This is a genomic window from Runella rosea, from assembly GCF_003325355.1.
Taxonomy (GTDB): domain Bacteria; phylum Bacteroidota; class Bacteroidia; order Cytophagales; family Spirosomataceae; genus Runella; species Runella rosea.
In genome coordinates this window covers 6,405,536-6,427,204 of the sequence record NZ_CP030850.1, presented here as the reverse complement: position 1 = coordinate 6,427,204, position 21,669 = coordinate 6,405,536, and the positions used below count along the sequence as shown (strand labels likewise).

The 21,669-nt window shown below is 46.2% G+C and carries 15 protein-coding genes; 5 read left to right on the top strand and 10 right to left on the bottom strand.

The features are described from left to right. Positions 1-35: 35 nt before the first annotated feature. From DR864_RS26365 to mltG, 5 genes are all read right to left on the bottom strand, one after another. The gene (locus DR864_RS26365) at positions 36-1,358 is read right to left on the bottom strand and encodes a tetratricopeptide repeat protein (protein ID WP_229599480.1); all 1,323 of its coding nucleotides are present in this window, start codon (positions 1,356-1,358) and stop codon (positions 36-38) included. 89 nt (positions 1,359-1,447) lie between these two features. Then, on the bottom strand, positions 1,448-3,484 hold the full coding sequence (locus tag DR864_RS26360) for a DUF4331 family protein (RefSeq protein WP_114069770.1): 2,037 nt from the start codon (positions 3,482-3,484) through the stop codon (positions 1,448-1,450). Positions 3,485-3,511: 27 nt separating this feature from the next. Beyond that, positions 3,512-5,266, bottom strand: coding sequence for a DUF4331 domain-containing protein (locus DR864_RS26355; protein WP_114070487.1), 1,755 nt, complete (start codon positions 5,264-5,266; stop codon positions 3,512-3,514). A 483-nt stretch (positions 5,267-5,749) separates the two neighbouring features. Further along, a complete protein-coding gene (locus tag DR864_RS26350) occupies positions 5,750-6,160 on the bottom strand; it encodes an acyl-CoA thioesterase (RefSeq protein WP_114069769.1) in 411 nt (136 codons plus the stop codon). Positions 6,161-6,238: 78 nt separating this feature from the next. Further along, positions 6,239-7,282, bottom strand: a complete 1,044-nt coding sequence (mltG, locus tag DR864_RS26345) for an endolytic transglycosylase MltG (protein WP_114070486.1) — start codon at positions 7,280-7,282, stop codon at positions 6,239-6,241. 381 nt (positions 7,283-7,663) lie between these two features. On the opposite strand from mltG, the gene DR864_RS26340 reads away from it, so the two are divergent. The 5 genes from DR864_RS26340 (at position 7,664) to DR864_RS26320 (ending at position 12,780) form a co-directional block, all read left to right on the top strand. Continuing rightward, a complete protein-coding gene (locus tag DR864_RS26340) occupies positions 7,664-8,224 on the top strand; it encodes a DinB family protein (protein ID WP_114069768.1) in 561 nt (186 codons plus the stop codon). Positions 8,225-8,263: 39 nt separating this feature from the next. Continuing rightward, positions 8,264-9,142: an alpha/beta fold hydrolase gene (locus tag DR864_RS26335; RefSeq protein ID WP_114069767.1), complete on the top strand. Its 879-nt coding sequence runs from the start codon at positions 8,264-8,266 to the stop codon at positions 9,140-9,142. A gap of 38 nt (positions 9,143-9,180) precedes the next feature. Then, positions 9,181-9,372, top strand: coding sequence for a hypothetical protein (locus DR864_RS26330; RefSeq protein WP_114069766.1), 192 nt, complete (start codon positions 9,181-9,183; stop codon positions 9,370-9,372). A gap of 182 nt (positions 9,373-9,554) precedes the next feature. Beyond that, positions 9,555-12,131 carry a phosphocholine-specific phospholipase C gene (locus DR864_RS26325; protein WP_114069765.1) on the top strand — a complete coding sequence of 859 codons (2,577 nt, stop codon included), beginning with the start codon at positions 9,555-9,557 and terminating at the stop codon, positions 12,129-12,131. A gap of 127 nt (positions 12,132-12,258) precedes the next feature. Further along, positions 12,259-12,780 (top strand): c-type cytochrome, encoded by a 522-nt coding sequence (locus DR864_RS26320; RefSeq protein WP_114069764.1) that lies wholly within the window; start codon positions 12,259-12,261, stop codon positions 12,778-12,780. Positions 12,781-12,925: 145 nt separating this feature from the next. Here the strand turns inward: DR864_RS26320 and DR864_RS26315 are convergent, their stop codons facing one another. From DR864_RS26315 to DR864_RS26295, 5 genes are all read right to left on the bottom strand, one after another. Continuing rightward, positions 12,926-13,978 carry a sugar phosphate isomerase/epimerase family protein gene (locus DR864_RS26315; protein WP_114069763.1) on the bottom strand — a complete coding sequence of 351 codons (1,053 nt, stop codon included), beginning with the start codon at positions 13,976-13,978 and terminating at the stop codon, positions 12,926-12,928. A gap of 221 nt (positions 13,979-14,199) precedes the next feature. Further along, the gene (locus tag DR864_RS26310; protein ID WP_114069762.1) at positions 14,200-15,966 is read right to left on the bottom strand and encodes a RagB/SusD family nutrient uptake outer membrane protein; all 1,767 of its coding nucleotides are present in this window, start codon (positions 15,964-15,966) and stop codon (positions 14,200-14,202) included. A gap of 19 nt (positions 15,967-15,985) precedes the next feature. Then, a complete protein-coding gene (locus DR864_RS26305) occupies positions 15,986-19,537 on the bottom strand; it encodes a TonB-dependent receptor (RefSeq protein ID WP_229599479.1) in 3,552 nt (1,183 codons plus the stop codon). A gap of 197 nt (positions 19,538-19,734) precedes the next feature. Next, positions 19,735-20,832, bottom strand: a complete 1,098-nt coding sequence (locus DR864_RS26300; protein WP_114069761.1) for a FecR family protein — start codon at positions 20,830-20,832, stop codon at positions 19,735-19,737. Between the two features lie 181 nt (positions 20,833-21,013). Then, complete coding sequence (locus DR864_RS26295) at positions 21,014-21,607, bottom strand: RNA polymerase sigma factor (protein ID WP_114069760.1); 594 nt, start codon at positions 21,605-21,607, stop codon at positions 21,014-21,016. Positions 21,608-21,669 lie beyond the last annotated feature (62 nt).

The following is a 21,669-nucleotide window of genomic DNA, read 5'->3' as shown; positions in this document are numbered from 1 at the left end:
TTAAAGATTGACCCTTAACTGTGAATCTGATGGGTTTAAAGCGTAAACTTCGGATTGGTTTTTTTGGCTTCGGCAATCAATTTATTTCCAGGGCCAGCATTGCCGAGGGCAATCTCAATCGCACCCGCTTTTTGCAATAATTCGGGGTCTTTACTACCCGTACGCAAAGCTACCTGTACGTGCTGCTGCGCTTTTTGAATATCATTTTGTTTGAAATACACCCACGCCAACGCGTGATTCACATCAATGTTTTTGGGGCGTTTTTTGTATTCTTTCATGCCATATTCCAATGCCGAATCAAACTGTCCCATTTGCGTGTAAAGTTTGCAAAGTTCCAAATCAACGGCATGACCTGACTGCGCATCTTCATCCAACATCTTGACCACCTCAGCGTATTTGGCATTAGCTTTTTCTTTGTCTCCTTGAAGCGCATAGATTTCGGCCATTTCTTCGTGAAACGAGAATTCGGGCATTATTGCCGCGGCTTTGTCTAAGGTCGTCAAAGCTTTATCATATTCTTTTCTGGCTTTATGAATGCGGGCAACTCCTTTCAACGCAAAAGCATAACTCGGACGCAATGCCAAAATTTCGTTGTATTGCTGTTCGGCTTCTTTCAATTTGCCCGTTGTTTCATACAATTGCGCCAAGGTGTTTTTACTCCAGCAATACGGCTCAGAGCCGGGTAGTCCCGCATCAACGGCCAATTTCATGGCTTCGATGGCGCTTGGATACTGGCCATAAATCTCCCGCAAATAAGACGCCCGCGAGTATGATTCCAGCGAAGGCTTCATCTGCTGCATTTTATCCGACATCGCCACGGCTTCTTCATAGTTACCGAGTTCGACGTTGGCATCCACCAACACACCATACACGTAGGCGTTGTTGGGATTGAGTTGGCGGGCTTTTTCGGCCAAATCGCGGGCTTCGGCAAATTGGTGCTGCGACATTTTTACGGAAGCCTTGAAAGTCGTTGCCTCAAAGTTTTTGTAATCCATCGCCAACACCCCATCCAAGATGGTTAAAATCGCGGGATAATAATAGGGATGTTCGCCCGTAATCCGTGCCTCCGAAAGGTAAATCATGGCAATCTGGAGACGGGGTTTTACATCGCTCGGGTCTTTTTTGATTTGTTTCTTCAGTTCTTCAACTTTTTCTTTGGTCCGTACCCATTCTTCGGCTTTGGCCAACTCTCCCCGACGTTCATAGAGGGCGGGTATTTCCATCGTTGGAGTGCTTGAAGCGGTGGTTTCTGAACCCGTTTTTCCTTTGTCGGTGCAACTCATCGGTAGCAAACCAACCATCAAAACGGGGATAGAGAACAACAATGCTCGTTTTGGGATAAATAATACTTTTTTCATTTTTTTAGAGGGGAGATAGCGGTTGTTATTTTAAAAATTGGGAGGTCTGATTTTCAAACCATTACAGACCTCCCAAGTACTTCACATCATTAGTTACGGATAATTTTCACCGTTTGGTGCTCGCTCGCGGTAGATACCTGTAGGAAATAAATCCCCGGCTGACGACCAATACGGAACGTTTGACGCTCAATCCGACCCGCTTTTCCAACCGATTGTTGTCCCATGACCTGACCTTGACTGTTGGTCAAGCCCATGCGTAGCGCCTGTCCGTCAACGCCTGAGATTTCGACCGAAACATCATCCGTCAACACGGGATTTCCCAAAACCTTGACCGATAATCCTTGTACTTTATCTTCCAACGGAGTGGTAGCAATACGCGCCGATGAAGTCGATGGACCCGAGTAGCTGTTGCCTCGGAAACCTCTCCAAGGATTTTGCTCGTACGGAAACCAAGGTTTAAAGATGGTATCATTTTTAGTAACACCGGCGTTGAACGACAGCACACCCACCAGATTTGGCGTTACGGGGCTGGCGGTTTCACCGGGTTTGAAATCGTCGTACCACAAACCGATAGCCGCTAGTACTACGCCACCCACGGCCTGAAGCTCGATGGTGGTGACGTCATCCTCTAAACGGCGACCGTTAGGAAAACCATCCATGTTGGGGATAAACTGCAACGCCGTTGAACCGTTGTACATGGGGTCCGTCAAACCCAAAACAGCGGCCTGCACCAAGCCCAACGAGCTGAATTTAGGATCGGTACGGGGCGTGGCGGGAACGGCCATGTTGAGGCGCAGCCAATCGCCGAAAGTAGGCAAGAAGTTGTGAATAAACGGTTTACCTGCGGCCAAAGGATTTCCAGCTTTGCCCGTAGCCAACTGGTATGGCGGCAAGTTTGGCACCCCCGTGTAAAAAATAGGCAGAATATCAACCGCCCGTGGGCTTTTATTATCAGGCAATAACACACTTCCAAAAGCCGCTTCTGACAATGCCGTACCGTTGAGAGCGGGGTTGCCTTTCAAGCCAAAAAGCCCAGGCTTACCATTCCGAAAATCAAATGCACCCAACGATTTTGACTGAATCCGCAAAGGAGACAATCCCGGAACCGCGCCCCCAAACTGAGAATCATCCATGTAAAGCGCAAGCTCAGGATTGGTAAAGTATTTGGCAAACTGCAAATCTTCACTTGGCTTAACGGAGTTCCATTTATCTTTCATTCCCAACGGAATCACGGCTTCATTGGTCAACGGCATTCCCAAGCGTGACACCTGAACGTAGTTGCCGTCAAAGCCTACATCTCCCCCCGAATAAAGCGTTTTTATCATTTGACGACTCGCCGAAGCATACACCCCAATGACGTAATCAGGGTCAAGAATATTGGATGCCTGCGCCACCGTTTTTTTGCTTTTCTGCAAGGTTGCCACGGGTACTTCAATCACGATAGAATGGCAGTTGAACTTAGCCACACCGTCTTTTCCGCTGCTTGGACGCATGTTTCCAAGGTCAAAAATCCCGCCCAAGTCCACAAAGAATGGATCATCTACAGGACCGCAGAAAATCTTTTCGCCAGTAGTAGCCGTAGCTACGGCTTTATTGACCAAATCATCGTAAGACTCAGCGCCCAAACCTACCGTTTTGTTCTCAATCGAACGGGGTCCGATGTTCGGTGGTGGCACCGTACCTTTCATCACAATGGTACTGAAAGACCTACCGCCGTCCATGCTGCGCTCACACTTGTAGGTGGTTTTCAGGTTTTCTTTTCCCAACCGAATCAGGAAAAAAGTAGTCGGGTCTTCGTTGACACGCTCAAACGTAAAGCGATAAATAATGTCGGATCCTGGCGTAGCAGCATTATTATCTACGTGAACTTCGTAGCGGATACGCTCGCCAAAAGAATACCAGTTAGGCCCACCAGCAGGATGCTGAAAAGGGATATAATTGGCAATAAGCACGACATTTTCGGCATTATTCGGACTTTTAAAGGCGTACAAATCCGTATTATCCGCCAGTGGGTCATTCGAAATCAGCGGCGCTTCGCGGTGAGAAGAACCAAATGATTGGGAGGTTTGCAGGCAAATCACGGCCAGTACCCCCACCACAGCTATAAGGTTTTTTATGTTTTTCATCTTTTTCAGTATTATGAATGGTGAAGGTTAGAATCTTGCTTTTTCGGGATAATCAAATCCTCGCCAAGGGTTCTGAACAAAGGGAAACATCGGCTTTAGCTCAATGTCATTTTTGGTTGGCCCCGCGTTGAAACCCAGCACGTTAACAAGTTTAGGGGTCACTGGGCTGGTGGTTACACCGGGTTGAAAATCGTCGTACCACAAGCCTACGGCGGCCAGTACTACTCCGCTTACGGCCTGCAATTCAATCGTGGTCACATCATCTTCCAAGCGGCGTCCGTTGGGGAAACCATCCATGTTTGGAATGAATTGTAACGCCGTTGAAGCATTGTATTCAGGGTCGGTTAAACCCAAAACGGCCGCTTGTACCAAACCCAAAGAGCTGAATTTAGGGTGGTTGCGCGGAGTGGCAGGCACTGCCATGTTGAGTCGCAACATATCTCCCAAAGTAGGCAAGAAGTTATGGATGAAAGGCTTTCCTGCAGCCAAAGGATTTCCGCTCTTGCCCGTTGCCAATTGATAAGGCGCTAAGTTGGGAACGCCAGTGTAGAATATTGGGAGTAAATCAACGGCACGGGGGCTTTTGTTGTCGGGCAATAACAACCCGCCGAAAGCCGCTTCCGAAAGCGCTGTTCCGTTCAATGCCTGATTGCCCTTCAGCACAAACAAACCTGGTTTCCCATTCCGAAAATCGAAGGAACCCAATGATTTTTCCTGAATACGGAGGGCATTCAGCGAAGGTACTGCTTTGCCAAACTGAGAATCATCCATATAGAGTGCCAACTCAGGATTGGTAAAATACTTGGCGAATTGCAAATCTTCGCCGTTGTAAGGAGTAGCGGCATTCCAACGATCTTTCATGCCCACCGGAATCACGGCTTCGTTGGTCAGCGGCATCCCAAGGCGTGAGACTTGCACGTATTTTCCATCATAGCCCACATCTGAGCCATTGTACAGGGTTTGTATCATTTGACGACTCGCCGATGCCCACACCCCAATCACGTAATCTGGATCAAGGATATTGGCCGCTTGCATCACACTTTTACCGTCTTTTTGTAGCAAATTAACGGGAATTTTGAGGGCAATCGTGTGAACATTAAAGCGATTTAGGCCATCCACCGTTGGGTTGGTGGTGTTTCCTTCGGGGCGGAAATTCCCGACGTCAAAAGCACCCGCCAGATCCACAAAGAAAGGATCATCTACGGGACCGCAGAAGACCTTTTCACCCGAATTGGCCGTGGCAATTGATTGCTGCACGAGGGCATCGTATGAAGTCCCCAGTCCAACCGTTGCGTTTTCGATAGAGCGCGGCCCGATGTTATTTGGCGGTACGATTCCGTTGGAAATAATGGTAACGAATGTTCGGCCACCGTCGGTGCTTTTTTCACATTTGTAAGTGGTTTTGAGATTTTGTTTTCCCAAACGAATGTTAAAAAAAGTCGTTGGGTCTTCATTCACACTTGAAAATGTAAAGCGGTAGGTAATGTCATCGCCCGCGGTAGTGGCTTTGTTCTTTATGTGAATCTCATAACGAACATTCGTGCCAAAATTATAGTAATTTGGCCCACCTTCGGGTGATTCAAACGGGATGTAATTGGCAATGATGGTAATGGAATTGGGGTCATCGGGGCTCTTAAAAGCGTAGACGTCGGTGTTGTCGGCCAGAGGGTCTTGGGAAATGAGCGGAGCCTCCCGGTGACTGGAAGCATAACTGCCGACAGACAACAGCAGTGCGCAACAAAGTAATCCAAACCCGCGTTGGACACGAAGCAAAGGAAACATTCGCATGATGTTAATGTGTTTAATTGTGAGAAAAATGGGTATTAGAAAAACCTTTGGAAAGGGCAATAAAGAGTCTCTCGTTGCTGAGAAGCAATGGCATCTCAAAACGGTTACGTTACTAAACTTTAAGAAAGTGGAGAGGCTTTAAACAGGGTAACTGCAGCATTCCTGCCAAAGACAAAAGGTTAAACCTTGGTTAGTGGCTCAACCCGAAGACGAAACCCGGATACGCAGGGCAATTGGGGTACTCTTTTCCTTCATACGTTTCCATTTTATTTGTACAAATCCAATAATTTGCTATCATTTATTCATACATACGAACCTAAAGCGGAAATAGATTGTGGGTAAAGATTAATTAATACGGAGAACCTAAAAAAAAATCAATTTGGGATAAAAAAAAGGCATAAAAAATAAAACCCCGAATGAGCCATGACTCATTCGGGGTTCAGTAAAACGCAATTATATGTACTCACATCATCTATTCTACGTAAAATAGGGCTTCAATTTCTCCAACAAAAACCCTGGGGCACGCGTAGGCCGGTTGGTCTCCCGATTCAGAAAAACCAGCGTAGTTTCGCCCGTATTGAGTACCGCTCCCATCTGATTTCGAATTTCGTACCGAAAAACCACCCGCGCGGCGGGCAATTCTGGAATGGTCACTTTGATCGTTAATTCATCGTCGTAGCGGGCAGGCTGCAAATAGCGGGAATAGTTTTCGTACACGGGCATCATCGTTCCTGCTTCCTCCATGTCGCGGTATGAAAATCCAATGCTGCGCAGGGCTTCTACCCGCCCGATTTCATAAAACCGCCCGTAATTTCCGTAATACACATACCCCATTTGGTCAGTATCAGCGTATCGTACTCTTATTCCTTTGTATTCGTAAGTAAACATAAATCAGGAGTGAGAAGTCAGAAGTGAGGAGGCAGAAGTGAGAAGCGATGAGTGTTTTTTTATTCTCACTCCTCGCTCCTACTTTATATTCATTTTATTAAGCGCTTCTTGGTACTTGCGGGCGTTGAGGAGGTGGTCATCGTAGGTGACCGCAAAATCGTGGTAGCCCAACAGTTTTCCTTCGGGGTCAATTTTCACGCAGAAATAGAGGTAGTTGTGCTCTTCCGCGTTCAGTACGGCATCAATCGCCACCGTACTTGGCACGTTGATAGGCCCAGGAGGTAATCCTAACACCCGGTAAGTATTATAAGGGGAATTTAACGCCGAAAAGCGGCCCGTCACGCGTTTGATGGAAAAATCCCTCCACGCAAAAATCACCGTTGGGTCGGCTTGCAGCGGCATACTTTGGCGGATGCGATTTAGGTACACGCCCGCAATGCGCGGCATCTCATCATTTCGATTGGTTTCGGCATCCACAATCGACGCCAAAACCGACACCTCTGCCTTGGTATACCCCAAAGCCTTGGCTTTTTCGAGGCGGGCGGGCGTCCAAAACTTTTGGTATTCGTCGTGCATTCTTCCCAAAAACTTATCTACGGGAGTGGTCCAAAAAATTTCGTAAGTATTTGGCAAAAACATACTCCCTACGTTGGTGGTATCAAAGCCGAATTTGCGGCATACTTCGGGGTCGTTCAACAGTTTGCCGAGGGCATCGGGACCAAATTCAAACTTGCTTCCAATGCGCTGAATCAAATCTTCTTTGAGACGAATATTATTGAAGGTCAACCTGACGGCATCTTGCGACCCGTTTCTTAGCTTTTTGATGGCTTCCAAATTTCCCATATCCCGCCGCAGCACGTACCGCCCAGGCTTGATGCGCTCGGGTAATTTGAGCAACTTGGCCATAAACCGAAACGAAATTTCATCGTTGACCACCTCATTCTTTTTGAGGGTATCCAGCACCGATTGGTAAGTAGCACCCGTCGGAATCAACAGCGCAAAATCCTTGTCTTTACTCACCTGAAAATTGGGCGTTTGAGCCATTTGCCAGAAGTAAAAAGTAAACGTAGTAAACACTACTGCTACCGTAATAAATATCCCTATCTTTAAATTACGCGACATGAAATAATGATGTTTGACATTTAATTTTTGGAATTGGACTTCAAGCAGCACCTTGCTACGGGCTGGTTGTGGGCTACCCAAAATCCGTACAAAAGTACACGTTAGGTTTGGTTTTCAGTGCAGGTATTGGAAGTTTCCCCTTGTTTATTGCTTTAATTAGGACAAAGAAAGGGTTAAAAACCAAGTTGATTAACCTCGTAAAAGCCTCTCTCATCTTCCTTATTTTGCCGTTTTAGGGAATTGAACGCTCAAAATTTGCATAATTATGCAAGATTTCGGAATCACAATGAGTTGTTAGTAGTGAGTATTCAATAACTTTGCATTTCTTATAATTTCACTAAAAAGCTACCGATTAACCAAAAACTTCGCTGAACTATCCCAATGGACAAGAAAGAAGAATTACTCCGAATTATTGATCAATTTAATCTTATATACGAAAGCGAAGAAGCATGGCATGGTCCTTCGGTAGTAGAGGTACTCAGTGACGTTTCGTGGGAAATGGCCTCCCAAAAAATAATGCCCAATACCCACAGCATTGCGGAATTGGTGTATCACATGACCACCTGGCGGATTTTTGTGGTAAAACGCTTACAAGGCGATGGTGAATACGAAGTGACCAAAGCCCGCGATTGGAAATCCTTCCTTGTTTTTGATGAATTTGAGTGGGAAGCTCTTCAAATGGAGTTGAGTCTCAGTCAGGAAGAATTGATTGCTGAACTTGAAAAACGCGAAGACGACGAGTTTTTGGAAGAAATTGTACCAGGTCGTGAATATGATTTCTACACCATGCTACATGGCATCCTACAACACGATTTATACCACGCAGGACAAATTTCTATCCTAAAAAAATCATTGCTTTACAAAGGGCTTGGTAAAAAAAGCCGCACCGATGATGATGACTACTACGGTAACGCAGGCAGCGACGATTTTGATGATTACTGATAGTGTCAACCATTATTCCTAAACTATTTCTTTCGTCTCATGCGGATTTTTGTTTTTTTGAGTTTGTGGGGAATGTTTACGGGAGGAGTATCGGCACAAAAAACACTGACCGGTTTGGCTCCCGTGGCCGATACAAAGCTATATTATGAAATAGAAGGCAAAGGCGAACCCGTGGTGTTGATCCACGAAACGGCCTTGGACTCTCGTCAGTGGAACGCCCAATGGAACGCCTTTGCCCGTCATTTTAAAGTGATTCGGTACGATATTCGCGGTTTTGGGCAATCCGCCCGCGCCCGCGATCCTCACAATCCAAGTGATGACTTAAAAGCATTGCTTGACTTCCTGAAAATTGAAAAAGCGCATATTGTCGGCGTAGCACTAGGGGGAAATGTGGCGCTTAATTTTGCCGCCACTCACCCCGAGCGCGTCCTCAAAATCGTGGCCGCCGATGCCAATCCCGACGGATTTAGCGACGGAACCCCACAACTCAAAGCCGTAGTCAACAAAATCGTTGACCTTGCTTCTCACCAAGGATGGCACGACGAACAGCAGGATGTGTGGCTGCGCTCCCCACTCATGCGCCTGTATGCTGCCGACGACAAAACCATTATTAACTTAAGCGAAATGATTGCCGATTACCACGGCGATCACTTCATCAATCCCCGAATCGACCCTTCTTTTGGCACTCCTACTACCCTCGATTTGGTTTCTTCCATCCGCGTCCCTACGCTCCTATTGGTAGGCGAAAAAGACGAAGAAAGTTTCCACCGAGTGGCTGATATCATGGCCCAGAAAATCCCTAACGTTCGGAAAGCAGTTATTAAGGGAGCAGGTCATTTATCAAATATGGATAAACCCAGAACATTTAACAAACTGGTTATCAACTTTTTAAGTACAAGTCCAATGACCATTAAGTAATTTCTCACCCTTTCTTCCTCATTTCATTCTACACACAAATGGATATTGAAAAGCGTCGGCGTTGGGCCAAAATAGCCACAATCGGCATGGGATTGGCCGCTTTGATTACCCTAATAGCAGGTTTTGCCCAAAGCTGGAACTTACCTCGTATAATCATGGCAGTTTGCTTCACGGCCAGCTCGGTGTTGTATTATTTCCAGTACCAAAGTTTACTAAAAGAGGAAGAATAGCGCAGCACTTGACGTTAACAATTTCATCATTTTGGTAAATAGCTGTCTTTAAATAAATTATCTTTTCCCTTCTGATTTGCTAATCTTTGGTAGCCTTTTTCAATGGCTAACGTGTAGTCTATTTATACTTTTGTACAGTACATTTACGAAACCTTTCTCAATTTGCCTTTTTCTCAACAATCATGGATACCCGTAGAGATTTTCTAAAAAAAGCGGCGCTCCTTTCTGGTGGAGCCAGTATGTGGACCCTGTTGCCCGAATCAATCCAAAAAGCACTGGAAATCAACCCAATTCAAGGGAGCACCTATTTAGATGCCGAACACATCGTGGTGTTGATGCAGGAAAACCGCTCATTTGACCATTGCTTTGGCACACTCCGGGGCGTGAGAGGCTACAACGACCCCCGCGCCATTACTCTACCCAATAAAAACCTTGTCTGGCTCCAAAAAAATGCCGCGGGTGAAACATACGCCCCTTTCCGGCTCGACATCAAAGATACCAAAGCCACGTGGATGAGCGCCCTTCCGCACTCGTGGGAAAACCAAGTGGACGCCCGTAACGACGGAAAATACGACCGCTGGCTCGATGTAAAACGCTCTGGAAACAAGGAATACGCCAATATGCCCCTCACCATGGGTTACTATAACCGCGAAGACATTCCGTTCTATTACGCATTGGCCGATGCCTTTACCGTTTGCGACCAACATTTTTGCTCCTCCCTCACGGGCACAACACCTAACCGCCTGTACCTCTGGTCGGGAACCGTCCGCGAAAAACCTGACATCAACTCAAAGGCCAACGTTCGAAATTCTGACGTTGATTATGAGGATGAAGCAAGCTGGACTACATTCCCTGAGCGCTTGGAAGACAATAATATTTCGTGGCGAATTTATCAAAATGAATTAAGCTTACCGATGGGCTTTACGGGTGATGAAGAGGCTTGGCTTGCCAATTTTACCGACAATCCCATCGAATGGTTTACCCAATACCACGTTCGGTTTTCGAGTGGTTATCAGAAATTTTTGGCCACTCAACTCAAAACGCTACCCGACGATATCGCCGCGTTGGAACAAAAACTCAAAACACTTCCACAAACTGGTAAAGAAACCGAAGTGGCCCAAAAAGCCCTGAAACGGAAGCAGGACATGCTCGTACTTGCCAAGCAAGACCGCGAAAAATGGAGTCGCGAGAATTTTGAGAAACTTTCGCAACGCGAAAAAAACCTGCACCAAAAAGCATTTACAACCAACATTAACGATCCGCATTACCACGAACTGACCACGCATACGTACAAAGATGGCGATACGGAACGTCAGGTATCGATTCCCAAAGGTGATACGTTGCACCAGTTTAGAGAAGATGTAAAAACGGGCAAATTACCAACGGTATCGTGGGTAGTCGCCCCTGAAAACTTCTCCGACCACCCCGGCGCACCTTGGTACGGTGCTTGGTATATTTCGGAGGTGATGGATATTTTAACCAAAAACCCCGACGTTTGGAAGAAGACGATTTTCATCGTGACTTACGACGAAAACGACGGGTATTTTGACCACGTGCCGCCGTTTGTTGCTCCCAAGCCCGACCTCTCTGACGGTAAGGTTTCCAAAGGCATTGACCCGAGTGTGGAACACGTGAGCATGGAACAGGAAAACAAACGCAAAGAAGCAAGTCCGCAAAACAAAGGGCGGGCGGGTTCTATTGGACTGGGGTATCGGGTTCCGATGCTGATTGCATCACCTTGGAGTCGAGGTGGTTACGTAAACTCTCAGGTATTTGATCATACGTCGGTGTTGCAGTTTATGGAACATTTTTTGAGCCATAAAACCAAGAAAAAAATCGAAGAAACCAACATCAGCGCTTGGCGTCGTACGGTCTGCGGTGATTTAACATCGGCTTTCCGACCTTACAACGGCGAAGAAATCAAACTGCCGACGTCCGTGGTCAAAGACGCTTTTATCCAAAGTGTTCACAAAGCCAAATTCAAAAAAGCGCCGTCTAACTTTAAACAACTCAGCGCGGCTGAAATTGAGCAAATAAACCAGAATCCCGTCGCCTCGCCGCTGCTGCCTCAGCAAGAAAAAGGGATTCGACCCGCCTCTGCCTTGCCCTACGAACTATATTCCGAAGGCAAATTGAGTGCCGACAAAAAATCGTTTCAGATTCATCTCAGCGCCAAAAATGATGTATTTGGCAATAAGGCGGTTGGTGCACCTTTTCAGGTATATGCACCGCATAAGTATCGCACCCAAGCCGGCGGCGCCTTTGAAGACCTGAAAGCATGGTCGTATGCCGTGACCGCAGGCGACACCCTGACGGATACTTGGCCGCTGCAAAATTTCGAGAACGATACCTATCAACTTCGCGTGTACGGTCCCAATGGTTTTTTCCGCGAATACAACGGAAATGCCAACGACCCGCAAATCTCGGCGCAATGCGAATACCAACGTTCTTCTCCGCAGGGCAAACAACTTACTGGTAATGTAGAGTTGAAACTACGCAACTTAGCTTCGGAGCAAAAACTCAAAGTGAAGATTATTGATAATGCCTACAAAACCCCAACTCAAACCAAAACACTCGACGTAGTAGCCAACAAAGGAAGTATGCTGTCGGTAATTCTGGACCTCAAAACCAGTTTTGGATGGTACGATTTCAGCGTAAAGGTAGAAGGGTTTGATAGTTTTGAGCAACGCTTTGCGGGTAGGGTAGAAACGGGCAAAACCTCTTTCAGCGACCCCGTCATGGGACGAGTGGAGTTATAACAAACGTTGCCGTTTGTAAAAGTATCGCTAAAAGGTGCATTTTATTGCTATTTATTGGCTAATAACTTGCACCTTTTTACTTTTTTCATAAGTTTGCTTTTGTAACTTTTTAACCTCCCTTTTTAGCATGAAAAAATGGATTACTGCTCTTTTTGCACTTACGGCAATTGTGTCGTTGGTTGCACTTACTCCTTCGCCCGTTTCGACCAAGTCGGCCGACCCTCGCGAGGATAGCCTTGCCGCCGACCGCGCCAAATACACCAAAATGGTTAAAGAAGCCATTGCAGGCAAAGAAAAATTACCCGCTGAACAAGTTTTCAAAAACATCAAACTTTTCAAGGGGCAACCAGCAGAGGCGATATTGGGTATTATGGAAAACCGCTGGAGCAAAACGCTTGGCGTAAGCTGCAGCCACTGCCACAACGTAAATGATTGGGCGTCAGAAGAAAAACATGACCACGCCATTGCCCGCGACATGGTAGCGATGGTTGGTAAAATCAACGATGATTTGCTGGCTACCATCCCTGCTTACGCCACTAAAGAGCGCAAGCCACGTATCGGATGTAGCACTTGCCACCGTGGTGAGTCACACCCTGGCCGGCCAAACACAGCCCGCGCAGGTGGTCCAGGTGCCCCTCCAAGAAACTAATCTTTGATACAGTCACAAAAAAAGCGTCGGACGGTTGAAACCATCTGACGCTTTTTTTGTGTGTTAGGTTATCAAACCCTGACATAAGTTTTGGGGGGGAACCTTCCGAAAGTTTTAAACTTTCGGAAGGTTTTTATTTGGCAATTTACAAACCAAGCACTTTACGGTTGAAGGCTTCGTCGGTGCCAGTACCCGCAAAGTCGTCAAAGGCTTTTTCAGTTACCTGAATGATATGATCGGCAATGAACGGCGCCCCTTCGGCGGCTCCCTGTACGGGCGACTTGATGCAGCACTCCCATTCCAACACGGCCCAACCATCGTAGTTGTACTGCGAAAGTTTTGAGAAAATACCGCTAAAATCCACCTGTCCGTCGCCCAAAGAGCGGAAACGCCCCGCCCGGTCGGCCCAACCTTGGAATCCACTGTACACGCCCTGTTTGCCCGTTGGGTTGAATTCTGCATCTTTCACGTGGTAAGCAAAAATACGCTCGTGGTAGAAATCAATGAATTGGAGGTAATCCAATTGTTGCAACACAAAGTGGCTTGGGTCGTAGTTGATACCTGCCCGTGGGTGATTGCCCACGGCTTCCAGAAACATTTCAAACGTAATTCCATCGTGAAGGTCTTCGCCAGGGTGAAGCTCATATCCAACGTTTACGCCCGCTTCATCGAAGGCATTCAAAATCGGCGTCCAACGCTTTCCGAGTTCTTTAAAGCCCGTTTCTACCAATCCAGCAGGGCGCTGTGGCCACGGATACAAAAACGGCCATAATAACGCACCGGAGAAGGTAACGTGTGAGGTTAACCCTAAGTTTTGAGAGGCTTTTGCGGCCCACATCAACTGCTGCACCGCCCATTCGGTCCGGGCCGCAGGATTATTACGTACTTCGGGCGACGCAAAACCGTCAAACATGGGGTCGTATGCGGGGTGAACGGCCACCAATTGCCCTTGCAGGTGCGAAGAAAGTTCGGTGATTTCAACGCCGATATCGGCCAATTTCCCTTTGTATTCGTCGCAATACGTTTTTGACTCGGCGGCGGTTTTAAGGTCAATGCAACGCGGATCCCACGTTGGAATCTGAATGCCTTTATACCCCAAATCAGCCATGTAAGCGGCGATGGTATCCAACGAATTAAACGGGGCTTCATCGCCCATGAATTGCGCCAAAAATATGGCAGGTCCTTTGATGGTTTTCATTGATTTGAATAAGTAAAAGACTAAAATTTGGTATTTATGCCCGCAATTAAGCAAATCGCTGCAAGCTTTTTGATAAATAGATAAAGTAAAAAAAAGAATTTTATTACTGTTTTTAGAATCGTTATTCTCCCCTTAAAACAGCAGTAGCTCGGTCATGACCCGAGCTACTGCACTGATAGATAAATAAATAGTTAACTTCTTTCCTTCATCTTCGGACCAATTTACCAACCTGGGTTTTGGGTGAGTTTTGGATTCGTAATAAGATCTCCCGTTGGAATGGGGTAGTAATAGTTTCTCTCCGCCCATTTTCTGGGAATATTATTCAGCCAAGTAAGTTCGCCCGAAGTATCTCCCGAAATAAGCTGAGAATTGGGCTTACCCGCAATGGACGGCGAAACTTCTACGTAGGTTACACCCGGAACTTTGGTTGGTAGCGTTTTATAGAAAGCCACATCCAAAATACCATCTTCGTTCAAATCCATAGGTTTATTCAGTTCAGGAACGTACATTCCGTTCCATTCCATTTGCATCAATTCGCCCCTTTTCCAGCGTACGATGTCGTCAAAACGGAATCCTTCTAAGCACAATTCAATGCCTCTTTCGCGCCTAACTTCCAACAAAACGGGGTCAGTAATGGCTGGAAAATACGTGGTTTGCAGATACTTATCAACCACGGTTGGTTTGGTGGTAAGCCCGCCCGTAATCCCCGCTCTTTTACGCAACGCCCCGATGGTCAAGGCCCAATCGGCATCCGTAAGTGTTCCGAGCTCCGCTTTGGCTTCGGCATACACCAACAACACTTCGGCATAGCGGAAAATGCTTACTGAGTTGATATTGAGGTCACGGGTGTCGTAATACATATCATCCAATGCCCATTTGATGGGCATATAGCCCGTAAACGTATACGAGAAAAGCGGCGGAGAAGGTACCAAAACCCCCGCGTTTACGCGCTTGTAGTCTCCTGCCCGGATGGTTTGGGTCAGCCGTTTATCGCGCCCTTTTACCTCGTCTTTAAACAACATGGTTTTGTAGGCTGGATTGTTGGTAAAGGGCGTCCCGTCGATGTTCAGGTAAGTATTGATAAAGCTTCGGATAAAACTAGCTTTGTCGCCATACGTACCGCTTGTCCAGTACCAGTTGGCATCGTTTAAGTTGTTTAATGCCAAATCACACACCGCCGAGAGCATTACTTCGGTCGCAATCGGCGCGCCATTGATAAACACCTGTCGGTACGATTTGTCAATACCTGCCCCGTCGTACAATTTATAACCCGACTCATCCATTACCTTCTTAGCCGCTACTGCCGCCTGGTTTAGCAACCCACTCGCCGTAGCCTGCAACCCCAGATTGGTGTGGTATTTGCGGAATGTCCCTTCGTGGAGGGCAACTCTTGCTTTGAAAGCATAGGCCACGTATTTGGTCACCAAACTACGAGAAGGCTCACTTCCCGTAATAATATTTTGACAGGCAAAATCCAAATCAGCCAACACCGAATCCATCACCATGGTGCGGGGGTCCCGGCCCTTAAACAATAATTCGGTATCGGTCACGTCAAGGGGTTTGCCAATCCACGGAACATCGCCAAAACGTTTTACTTTATCGAAATAAAACCAAGCTCTAAAAAACTTGGCAATCCCAAGGTAATTGTTGCGGACCGCGACGGGCACTCTGGGGTCGTTGCAGTTCTGGATGAAATAATTGATATTTCTTAAATCATTCCACGTCCAGCCCGAGCTTATTTGGGCGCTGAAATTGCCTTCGGTGATAAACGGCGGCGAATCTCTACGGGCCAAATAGTCTGACATGGCATCGGCCCGGTGAAGATTTTTACCGTTAAACATCGTATAAAACGAATTGGAATAAAGCACCAAACCGCTCTCGCTGCCAAAAATAGGGCCTTTTGAGGTGGTAGCTTCGGGAAGTTCCTCCAAATTACAGCCCATAAAAAGGGCAGATGTCAGTAAAACAAAAATATATTTGAGCTTCATGATCGTGCTTTTTTAGTGATTAAAACGTGATAGACAAGCCAACGGTGACACTTTTCATCATCGGATAATTATAAGCATCACCAGAGTTTCCGCCTGGGTTAAATACCTGATCGGAAGCCACGGCGCTTTCTACGTCAAAATCGCGGGTGATTTTGTACAACGGCGACAATGACCAGATATTCTCGGCCGAAAGAAACACCCGGGCGGCCGATGCGCCGATTTTCCCGGCAATGGTACGCGGCAGATTGTAGCCCAATTGGATATTTTTCAATCTTAGATAAGCTACATTTTGGAGGTATCTGGTCTGGGCGGCGCTGAGGGTTCCGTTGGCATTGCTAGCAATACGAGAAACATATCTTGGGAAATAAGCATCGGGATTTTGTTCCGTCCAGATATTGCCAAGTTGGCTTTTGGGAATGTCGCCATAAGGACGGTTGTACTGTCCCCAAAATAGGTTTGCTTCCCGGCTTGGGTACCAGTTTTGTTTTCCCACACCCTGAAAAAAGGCCGAGATGAAGAAGTTATTCCAATCGGCACCCAACATCATCCCGTACGTATATCGCGGAGTGGAGTTTCCAATGATTGAACGGTCGCCAGGGTTTTCAATTCTATCCGTACCCGGGGTAATGGCCCCGTCACCGTTAGTATCTCTGAATTTAATATCTCCGGGAAACCAAAGCCCATTTGAAGCAGTTCTGAATAAATTCTGGCTGGCGCTGTTTTTTATGTCGTCGGCCGATTGAAAGAAACCTTCGGTCTGATACCCCCAAATTTCTCCCAATACCTGCCCTTCGTAATAATCACTCAAGAGTTTCTGTGGGTTATTGTATTTGGTAATCACCGCTTTATAATCAGCAAGGGTCAGACGAACATCAAAGTTAAAGGGTTTTGAAGCGACCGAAAATTTATCCCGGTACGAAAGCATTGCCTCCCAACCTTTGGTTTCCAAATCAGCGTAGTTGCCTCGTGGCGCAGCCGCCCCAAACACAGCCGGCAGCGTCAGACCCACCGTAAACATATCGGTGGTGGTCCGGATGTAGGCATCGGCCACAAACGTGAGTCGATTGGAGAGCATCGACAAATCTATTCCGACGTTTTTGGTGGTGGCGGTTTCCCACGTTAACCCTTCTGGTAACACCGTTGGGTTTCGGGTTTGCTGGGGTCTTTGGCCATTTAACACCATCGAAGATTGTGAAATCGAGAATTGCTCTAGGTATGCATAAGAGCCAATGTTACCATTTCCTAAAGAACCATACGAAGCCCTGAATTTCAAGTCAGAGATAATGTGCGCGGGCACTTTCCAAAACGGTTCTTTTGAAACTCTCCAACCCAACGAATAGGAAGGAAAGAATGCAAAACGCTGATTATTCGGGAACTTTGATGAACCATCATAGCGACCATTTAACTCCAACAAATACCGGTCTTTGTAAGAATAATTGAGTCGGGCAAAACCTCCTTGAATTTTCCAGCGCTCCCAGCCTCCCGTGGTATTGATGGCTTGTCCGAGGGCCAAATTGATGTCGTTGGCATCTTCAAAAATCAATCCGTTTCGCTGCGCCGAGAGGCGTTTGAAATTAGACTGTTCATAATTGTATCCCGCCAACACTTTCAAATAATGGTTTTCCTTAAACGTATCCTCGTACTCGGTATAAAAGTTCGTCGTCATGTAGGCCGTTTCGCGGTACACATCATTGATATAATTCGTGGTGGTTCCTACGTAAGCTATCGTACCGGGTTTGATGCTGTAAGGCACAGGTACGGCTTTGGTTCGGTCGTTGTTATCGGTGTTTTGAATCGTAAAATCACCTTTCACCCTGAATTTATCATTGAAAAACTGGGCCGCAAAACCTGTCGTATTTCTGAACACTTTTTTGTTGTTGTCAATACCGTTTTTGCCGTAATAGAAGTCCCCAATACTGTAAGCCGACGAAAAGGTAAGGGTTCCGTCGGGGTTTAACATGGGAGCTAGCGGGTGGCCTTCATCCGCAATGTTTCTCCATATACCGCCGCCCTCACCCACGTTGAGCGGATTGTGGTATTTCATGTCGGAGTATTGCGACATATTATTGATTTTCAACCAAGGAAAAAGTTGGATTGAGCCTTTTCCCGTAAAGTTAAACACCCTGTAATCGTCTGAGTTGTAGCGAAACAAGCCTTCTTGTCCAAAATAACGGCCCGTAATTAAGTAGCTCGCCTTGTCGCTGCTCCCTGAAATACTCAGATTGTGCTCATTCGAGCTGTTGTATTTCTTGTATAAGTGTCCATAATAGTCGGTACTGCCGTAGTAGACGTATTCACCCGTCGCGGGGTCAATTTCCACCTCTGGCAATCCTCCTACTTCCGACCTTCTTTTCAATTCGTTTAAATACGCCTGCGAAAACTTAAGGGTTTTGTTGGCATTTTGGGGAAAAGTACCGCCGAAGTTGACAAATGATTCGGCAAACATTGAAGCCCATGTGTAACCATCAGTGACCAAATCGGGCCTTGCAATCGGTTGTTTGATTGAATAATTGCTTGAATACGTCACGTTGGTTTTTCCCGCCGTGGGGTTTTTTGTGGTAATTAGCACCACCCCAAACACCCCCCTAGCGCCATAAATGGACGCAGAAGCCGCATCTTTCAAGAGTGTAATACTGGCTATATCATTGGGATTCAACAAACTTGGGTCGCCTTCCACGTTGTCAATCAGTACGAGCGCGCTTCCACCTTGACCAATGGATGTGGTACCTCTTATGTTGAAACTAGGGGCTTGATTTGGTTTTCCATCCCCCATTTTAATGTTAAGGTTTGGCAAAACGCCCTGGAGTCCTTGATTGAGGTTGGTCATAGGGCGATTTTCAAACACCTCACTCGTAATCATATCCACCGCGCCCGTTAAGTTGGCCTTCTTTTGAACGCCATACCCTACCACAACTACTTCGTTGAGGGTTTTTAAGTCGGCTTTGAGGGATAGCGTGATGTTACTCTGGTTTCCAACCACTATTTCCTGTGGTAAATAGCCTACATAACTAAAAATCAAGATTGCTTTTTCGTCAGGGACCGTGAGCGAAAACTCGCCGTTGGCATCGGTTGTGGCACCGCGTTGTGAGCCTTTAATGAGTACGCTTACGCCCGGCAAACCTTCCCCTTTTTCATCGTTGACCCGACCTTTTACATTTTGGTCAATGGCCTTGATGGGAGTAAAACCCCTTTTCTCGAGCAATTGCGTTTCAGCTTTGGTCAAAATAATGTATTCGCCCGATGCCTCATACGCTAAGTTGAGGGGTTTGAGTAATTTTTCGAGAATGACCGATAACGGCTGCATATTGGCCGAGATAGACACTTTATCATTTTTGGAAACCAATTGGGGCAGATACGTGAATTTCACATTTGCCGATTTTTCCAAGATGCCCAACGCTGTTTTTAGCGGTTTGTTCTCAATCTGCACACTCACGTTTCGGGTAAGGGCTTCCTGAGCCAGCCCTTCATTGGCGACGGCCAAGCCACTGAGCACGACGCTGATCAACAACTGTAAACAAGTGATTCGCATAGCTATAAGCAACAGTTTGCGCTTTTTTGGTAAACTTTCCATACATTTGAATTGGTTTTAGTTCAGTTTTTTTTGAATAAAAACACCCCTCAGCACCCGATTCGTCGGGTATTTGCAGCTAACAAATGAAGGGGCTAAATCAGAGGGTCGGTAATGGTCGCAACATTGCCGACTTCTTTTTTGCAGTTGGGTAGCTATGGGGACATAAAGAAATGGTTAAAAGGTTATAGGTTAAGCAATTAAGGACACCCTCGGCTCGAAATCACGATTTCAGTTTCGACAATCTCGTAGCGCGCCCCAATCGTTTTACAGATAATATCAAGCTTCACAAAAAGGGATTCATTGCCCAATGGTGCCGTAACCGAACAGTTTTTCATCAGGTCGGCGTCATACATGATATTTACACCGTAGGCTTTTTTCAATTTGGCAAATACTTCTGCAATGGGTGTATTTTCAAAGGTGAAATTCGGTGTCTCTACGGGCATTGTCACAATGGCTGGCTGCTCCACTAATGCCTTATTAAATTTCTCGTTTTGTCGTTCAAATGTAGCCTGTTGATTGGGCAAGAGGTATAAACTTTGCAGGTGATAATTGGCGATTTTTTCAGATTTCTTTAGTTCAGATAATGAGAAAACCATTACTTTTCCCGTCTTCACGGCCACCACTACTTTTTGTTCCTGAGAATAGGTCTTTACCGTAAAGCTCGTCCCTAAAACCCTTGTTACCAAATCATTAGCATACACAAAAAAGGGTTTATTTGGATTACGAACTACCTGAAAAAAACCTTCTCCCGTCAAGAAAACCTCTCGCTTATCACCCGAAAATTTCTCCGAGAAACTCACTTTACTACCTTTTTTTAGTTGAACGGTGCTCCCGTCTGGCAACGTTGCGGTATAGTCGGAATGGGTATTATTTGAAACCTCCACCCGCGTATTTTCAGTGGTTTGCGCGGCTATTTCTGGGCGTTTCTGTTTAGAAATTGAGATAGGGTTTCGCGACCACAACCACCAGCCCAATCCCGCTGCCAAGACCACTACCGCCGCTATACGCGACCAAAAAGGCAACCCAAAACGAGCTTTAAAAGGTGAAGGTTTTTCTACCAACCGCACGATTTTCTCTACTTCCAACGAAATCTCATCTTCGTTGATGGCGGTGGGCTGATTTTTCAGGCCCAGCAGCAAGAGACGGGCTTGCCTAATCGTTTCCGATTTTTCGGGATGTGCCTCCGTCCAAAATTCCCAAAAAGCAGTATGCTCGGGCGAGGTTCCCTTTACCCAAAGGCAAAAAGATTCATCCGTTACGAAGTCTTCAACTTTAAATTTGCTATAATCTATCATAGAAAAAATAGTACTTATCCGAGCATCTTGTAAGGTATATCCAAAGAATACCTCCCGATACTCATTGAAAGCCAAAAATTTTTGCGCAAAAGAAGAAATTATTTCCCGTTGAGGAGAATTTGAATCATTATCAAATTGTCAAGACTCAGAGCAGGCTGGAGCATCTACCTGAGAGTCAGAGTTATTGTCCACTCCAGGCGATCAGCAGAAAACCAAGAGTGGTCAGAAAAAAACGGGCTTTGAGCACACGCAGGCCATTGTGCAGTAAATTGGCAACGGATTGACGGTTGATGTGCATCACCTCCGCAATCTCGTCATTGGTAAGGTCTTGGTAAAATTTAAGAAAGAGGACTTCCTGCTGCCGTTTGGGAAGCGCTTTAAGGTGAAGGTTTAACTTAGCAATGATACTTTGGGTGGATTCGGTTGAAATAATCAGTGCTTCTTCCGAATCAGCCACTTCCAAATGTTCGAAATAATCTTCGGATGCTCGTAATTGCTGTTTTTGAAGTTCTTTGTACAGCCGATTTCGAACAATCTTGAGGAGGTATAGCTTTACGTTTTCGTTGGAGTCAATTTGCCCCTTTTTTTGCCAAATCAACAACAAAACATCCTGAATAACATCCTTAATAAGCTCCCGGTCTTTGGTGAATTTTCGTCCATAATCAAACAACAGCCGATAATACCGCAAGGAAATCTCCCCAAAAGCCGCCGTATCGCCAGCTTTCATTCGCTCCCATAACAGGGCTTCTTCCTGTTGAATTTGGCTGGCAATCATGGACGTTCAAAAAGCATAGTTCAAAGTAGGTTTATCATTAATCGAATCATTTTCGGGCAAGA

Bases quoted from the DNA above. Each gene is read 5' to 3' on its own strand.
- DR864_RS26330 (WP_114069766.1), top strand. From the start codon at position 9,181: ATGGATATTGAAAAGCGTCGGCGTTGGGCCAAAATAGCCACAATCGGC.
- DR864_RS26350 (WP_114069769.1), bottom strand. From the start codon at position 6,160: ATGTTTACTTACGAATACAAAGGAATAAGAGTACGATACGCTGATACT.
- mltG (WP_114070486.1), bottom strand. From the start codon at position 7,282: ATGTCGCGTAATTTAAAGATAGGGATATTTATTACGGTAGCAGTAGTG.
- DR864_RS26355 (WP_114070487.1), bottom strand. From the start codon at position 5,266: ATGTTTCCTTTGCTTCGTGTCCAACGCGGGTTTGGATTACTTTGTTGC.
- DR864_RS26340 (WP_114069768.1), top strand. From the start codon at position 7,664: ATGGACAAGAAAGAAGAATTACTCCGAATTATTGATCAATTTAATCTT.
- DR864_RS26300 (WP_114069761.1), bottom strand. From the start codon at position 20,832: ATGATAGATTATAGCAAATTTAAAGTTGAAGACTTCGTAACGGATGAA.
- DR864_RS26320 (WP_114069764.1), top strand. From the start codon at position 12,259: ATGAAAAAATGGATTACTGCTCTTTTTGCACTTACGGCAATTGTGTCG.
- DR864_RS26305 (WP_229599479.1), bottom strand. From the start codon at position 19,537: ATGGAAAGTTTACCAAAAAAGCGCAAACTGTTGCTTATAGCTATGCGA.
- DR864_RS26310 (WP_114069762.1), bottom strand. From the start codon at position 15,966: ATGAAGCTCAAATATATTTTTGTTTTACTGACATCTGCCCTTTTTATG.
- DR864_RS26360 (WP_114069770.1), bottom strand. From the start codon at position 3,484: ATGAAAAACATAAAAAACCTTATAGCTGTGGTGGGGGTACTGGCCGTG.
- DR864_RS26365 (WP_229599480.1), bottom strand. From the start codon at position 1,358: ATGAAAAAAGTATTATTTATCCCAAAACGAGCATTGTTGTTCTCTATC.
- DR864_RS26325 (WP_114069765.1), top strand. From the start codon at position 9,555: ATGGATACCCGTAGAGATTTTCTAAAAAAAGCGGCGCTCCTTTCTGGT.
- DR864_RS26315 (WP_114069763.1), bottom strand. From the start codon at position 13,978: ATGAAAACCATCAAAGGACCTGCCATATTTTTGGCGCAATTCATGGGC.
- DR864_RS26335 (WP_114069767.1), top strand. From the start codon at position 8,264: ATGCGGATTTTTGTTTTTTTGAGTTTGTGGGGAATGTTTACGGGAGGA.
- DR864_RS26295 (WP_114069760.1), bottom strand. From the start codon at position 21,607: ATGATTGCCAGCCAAATTCAACAGGAAGAAGCCCTGTTATGGGAGCGA.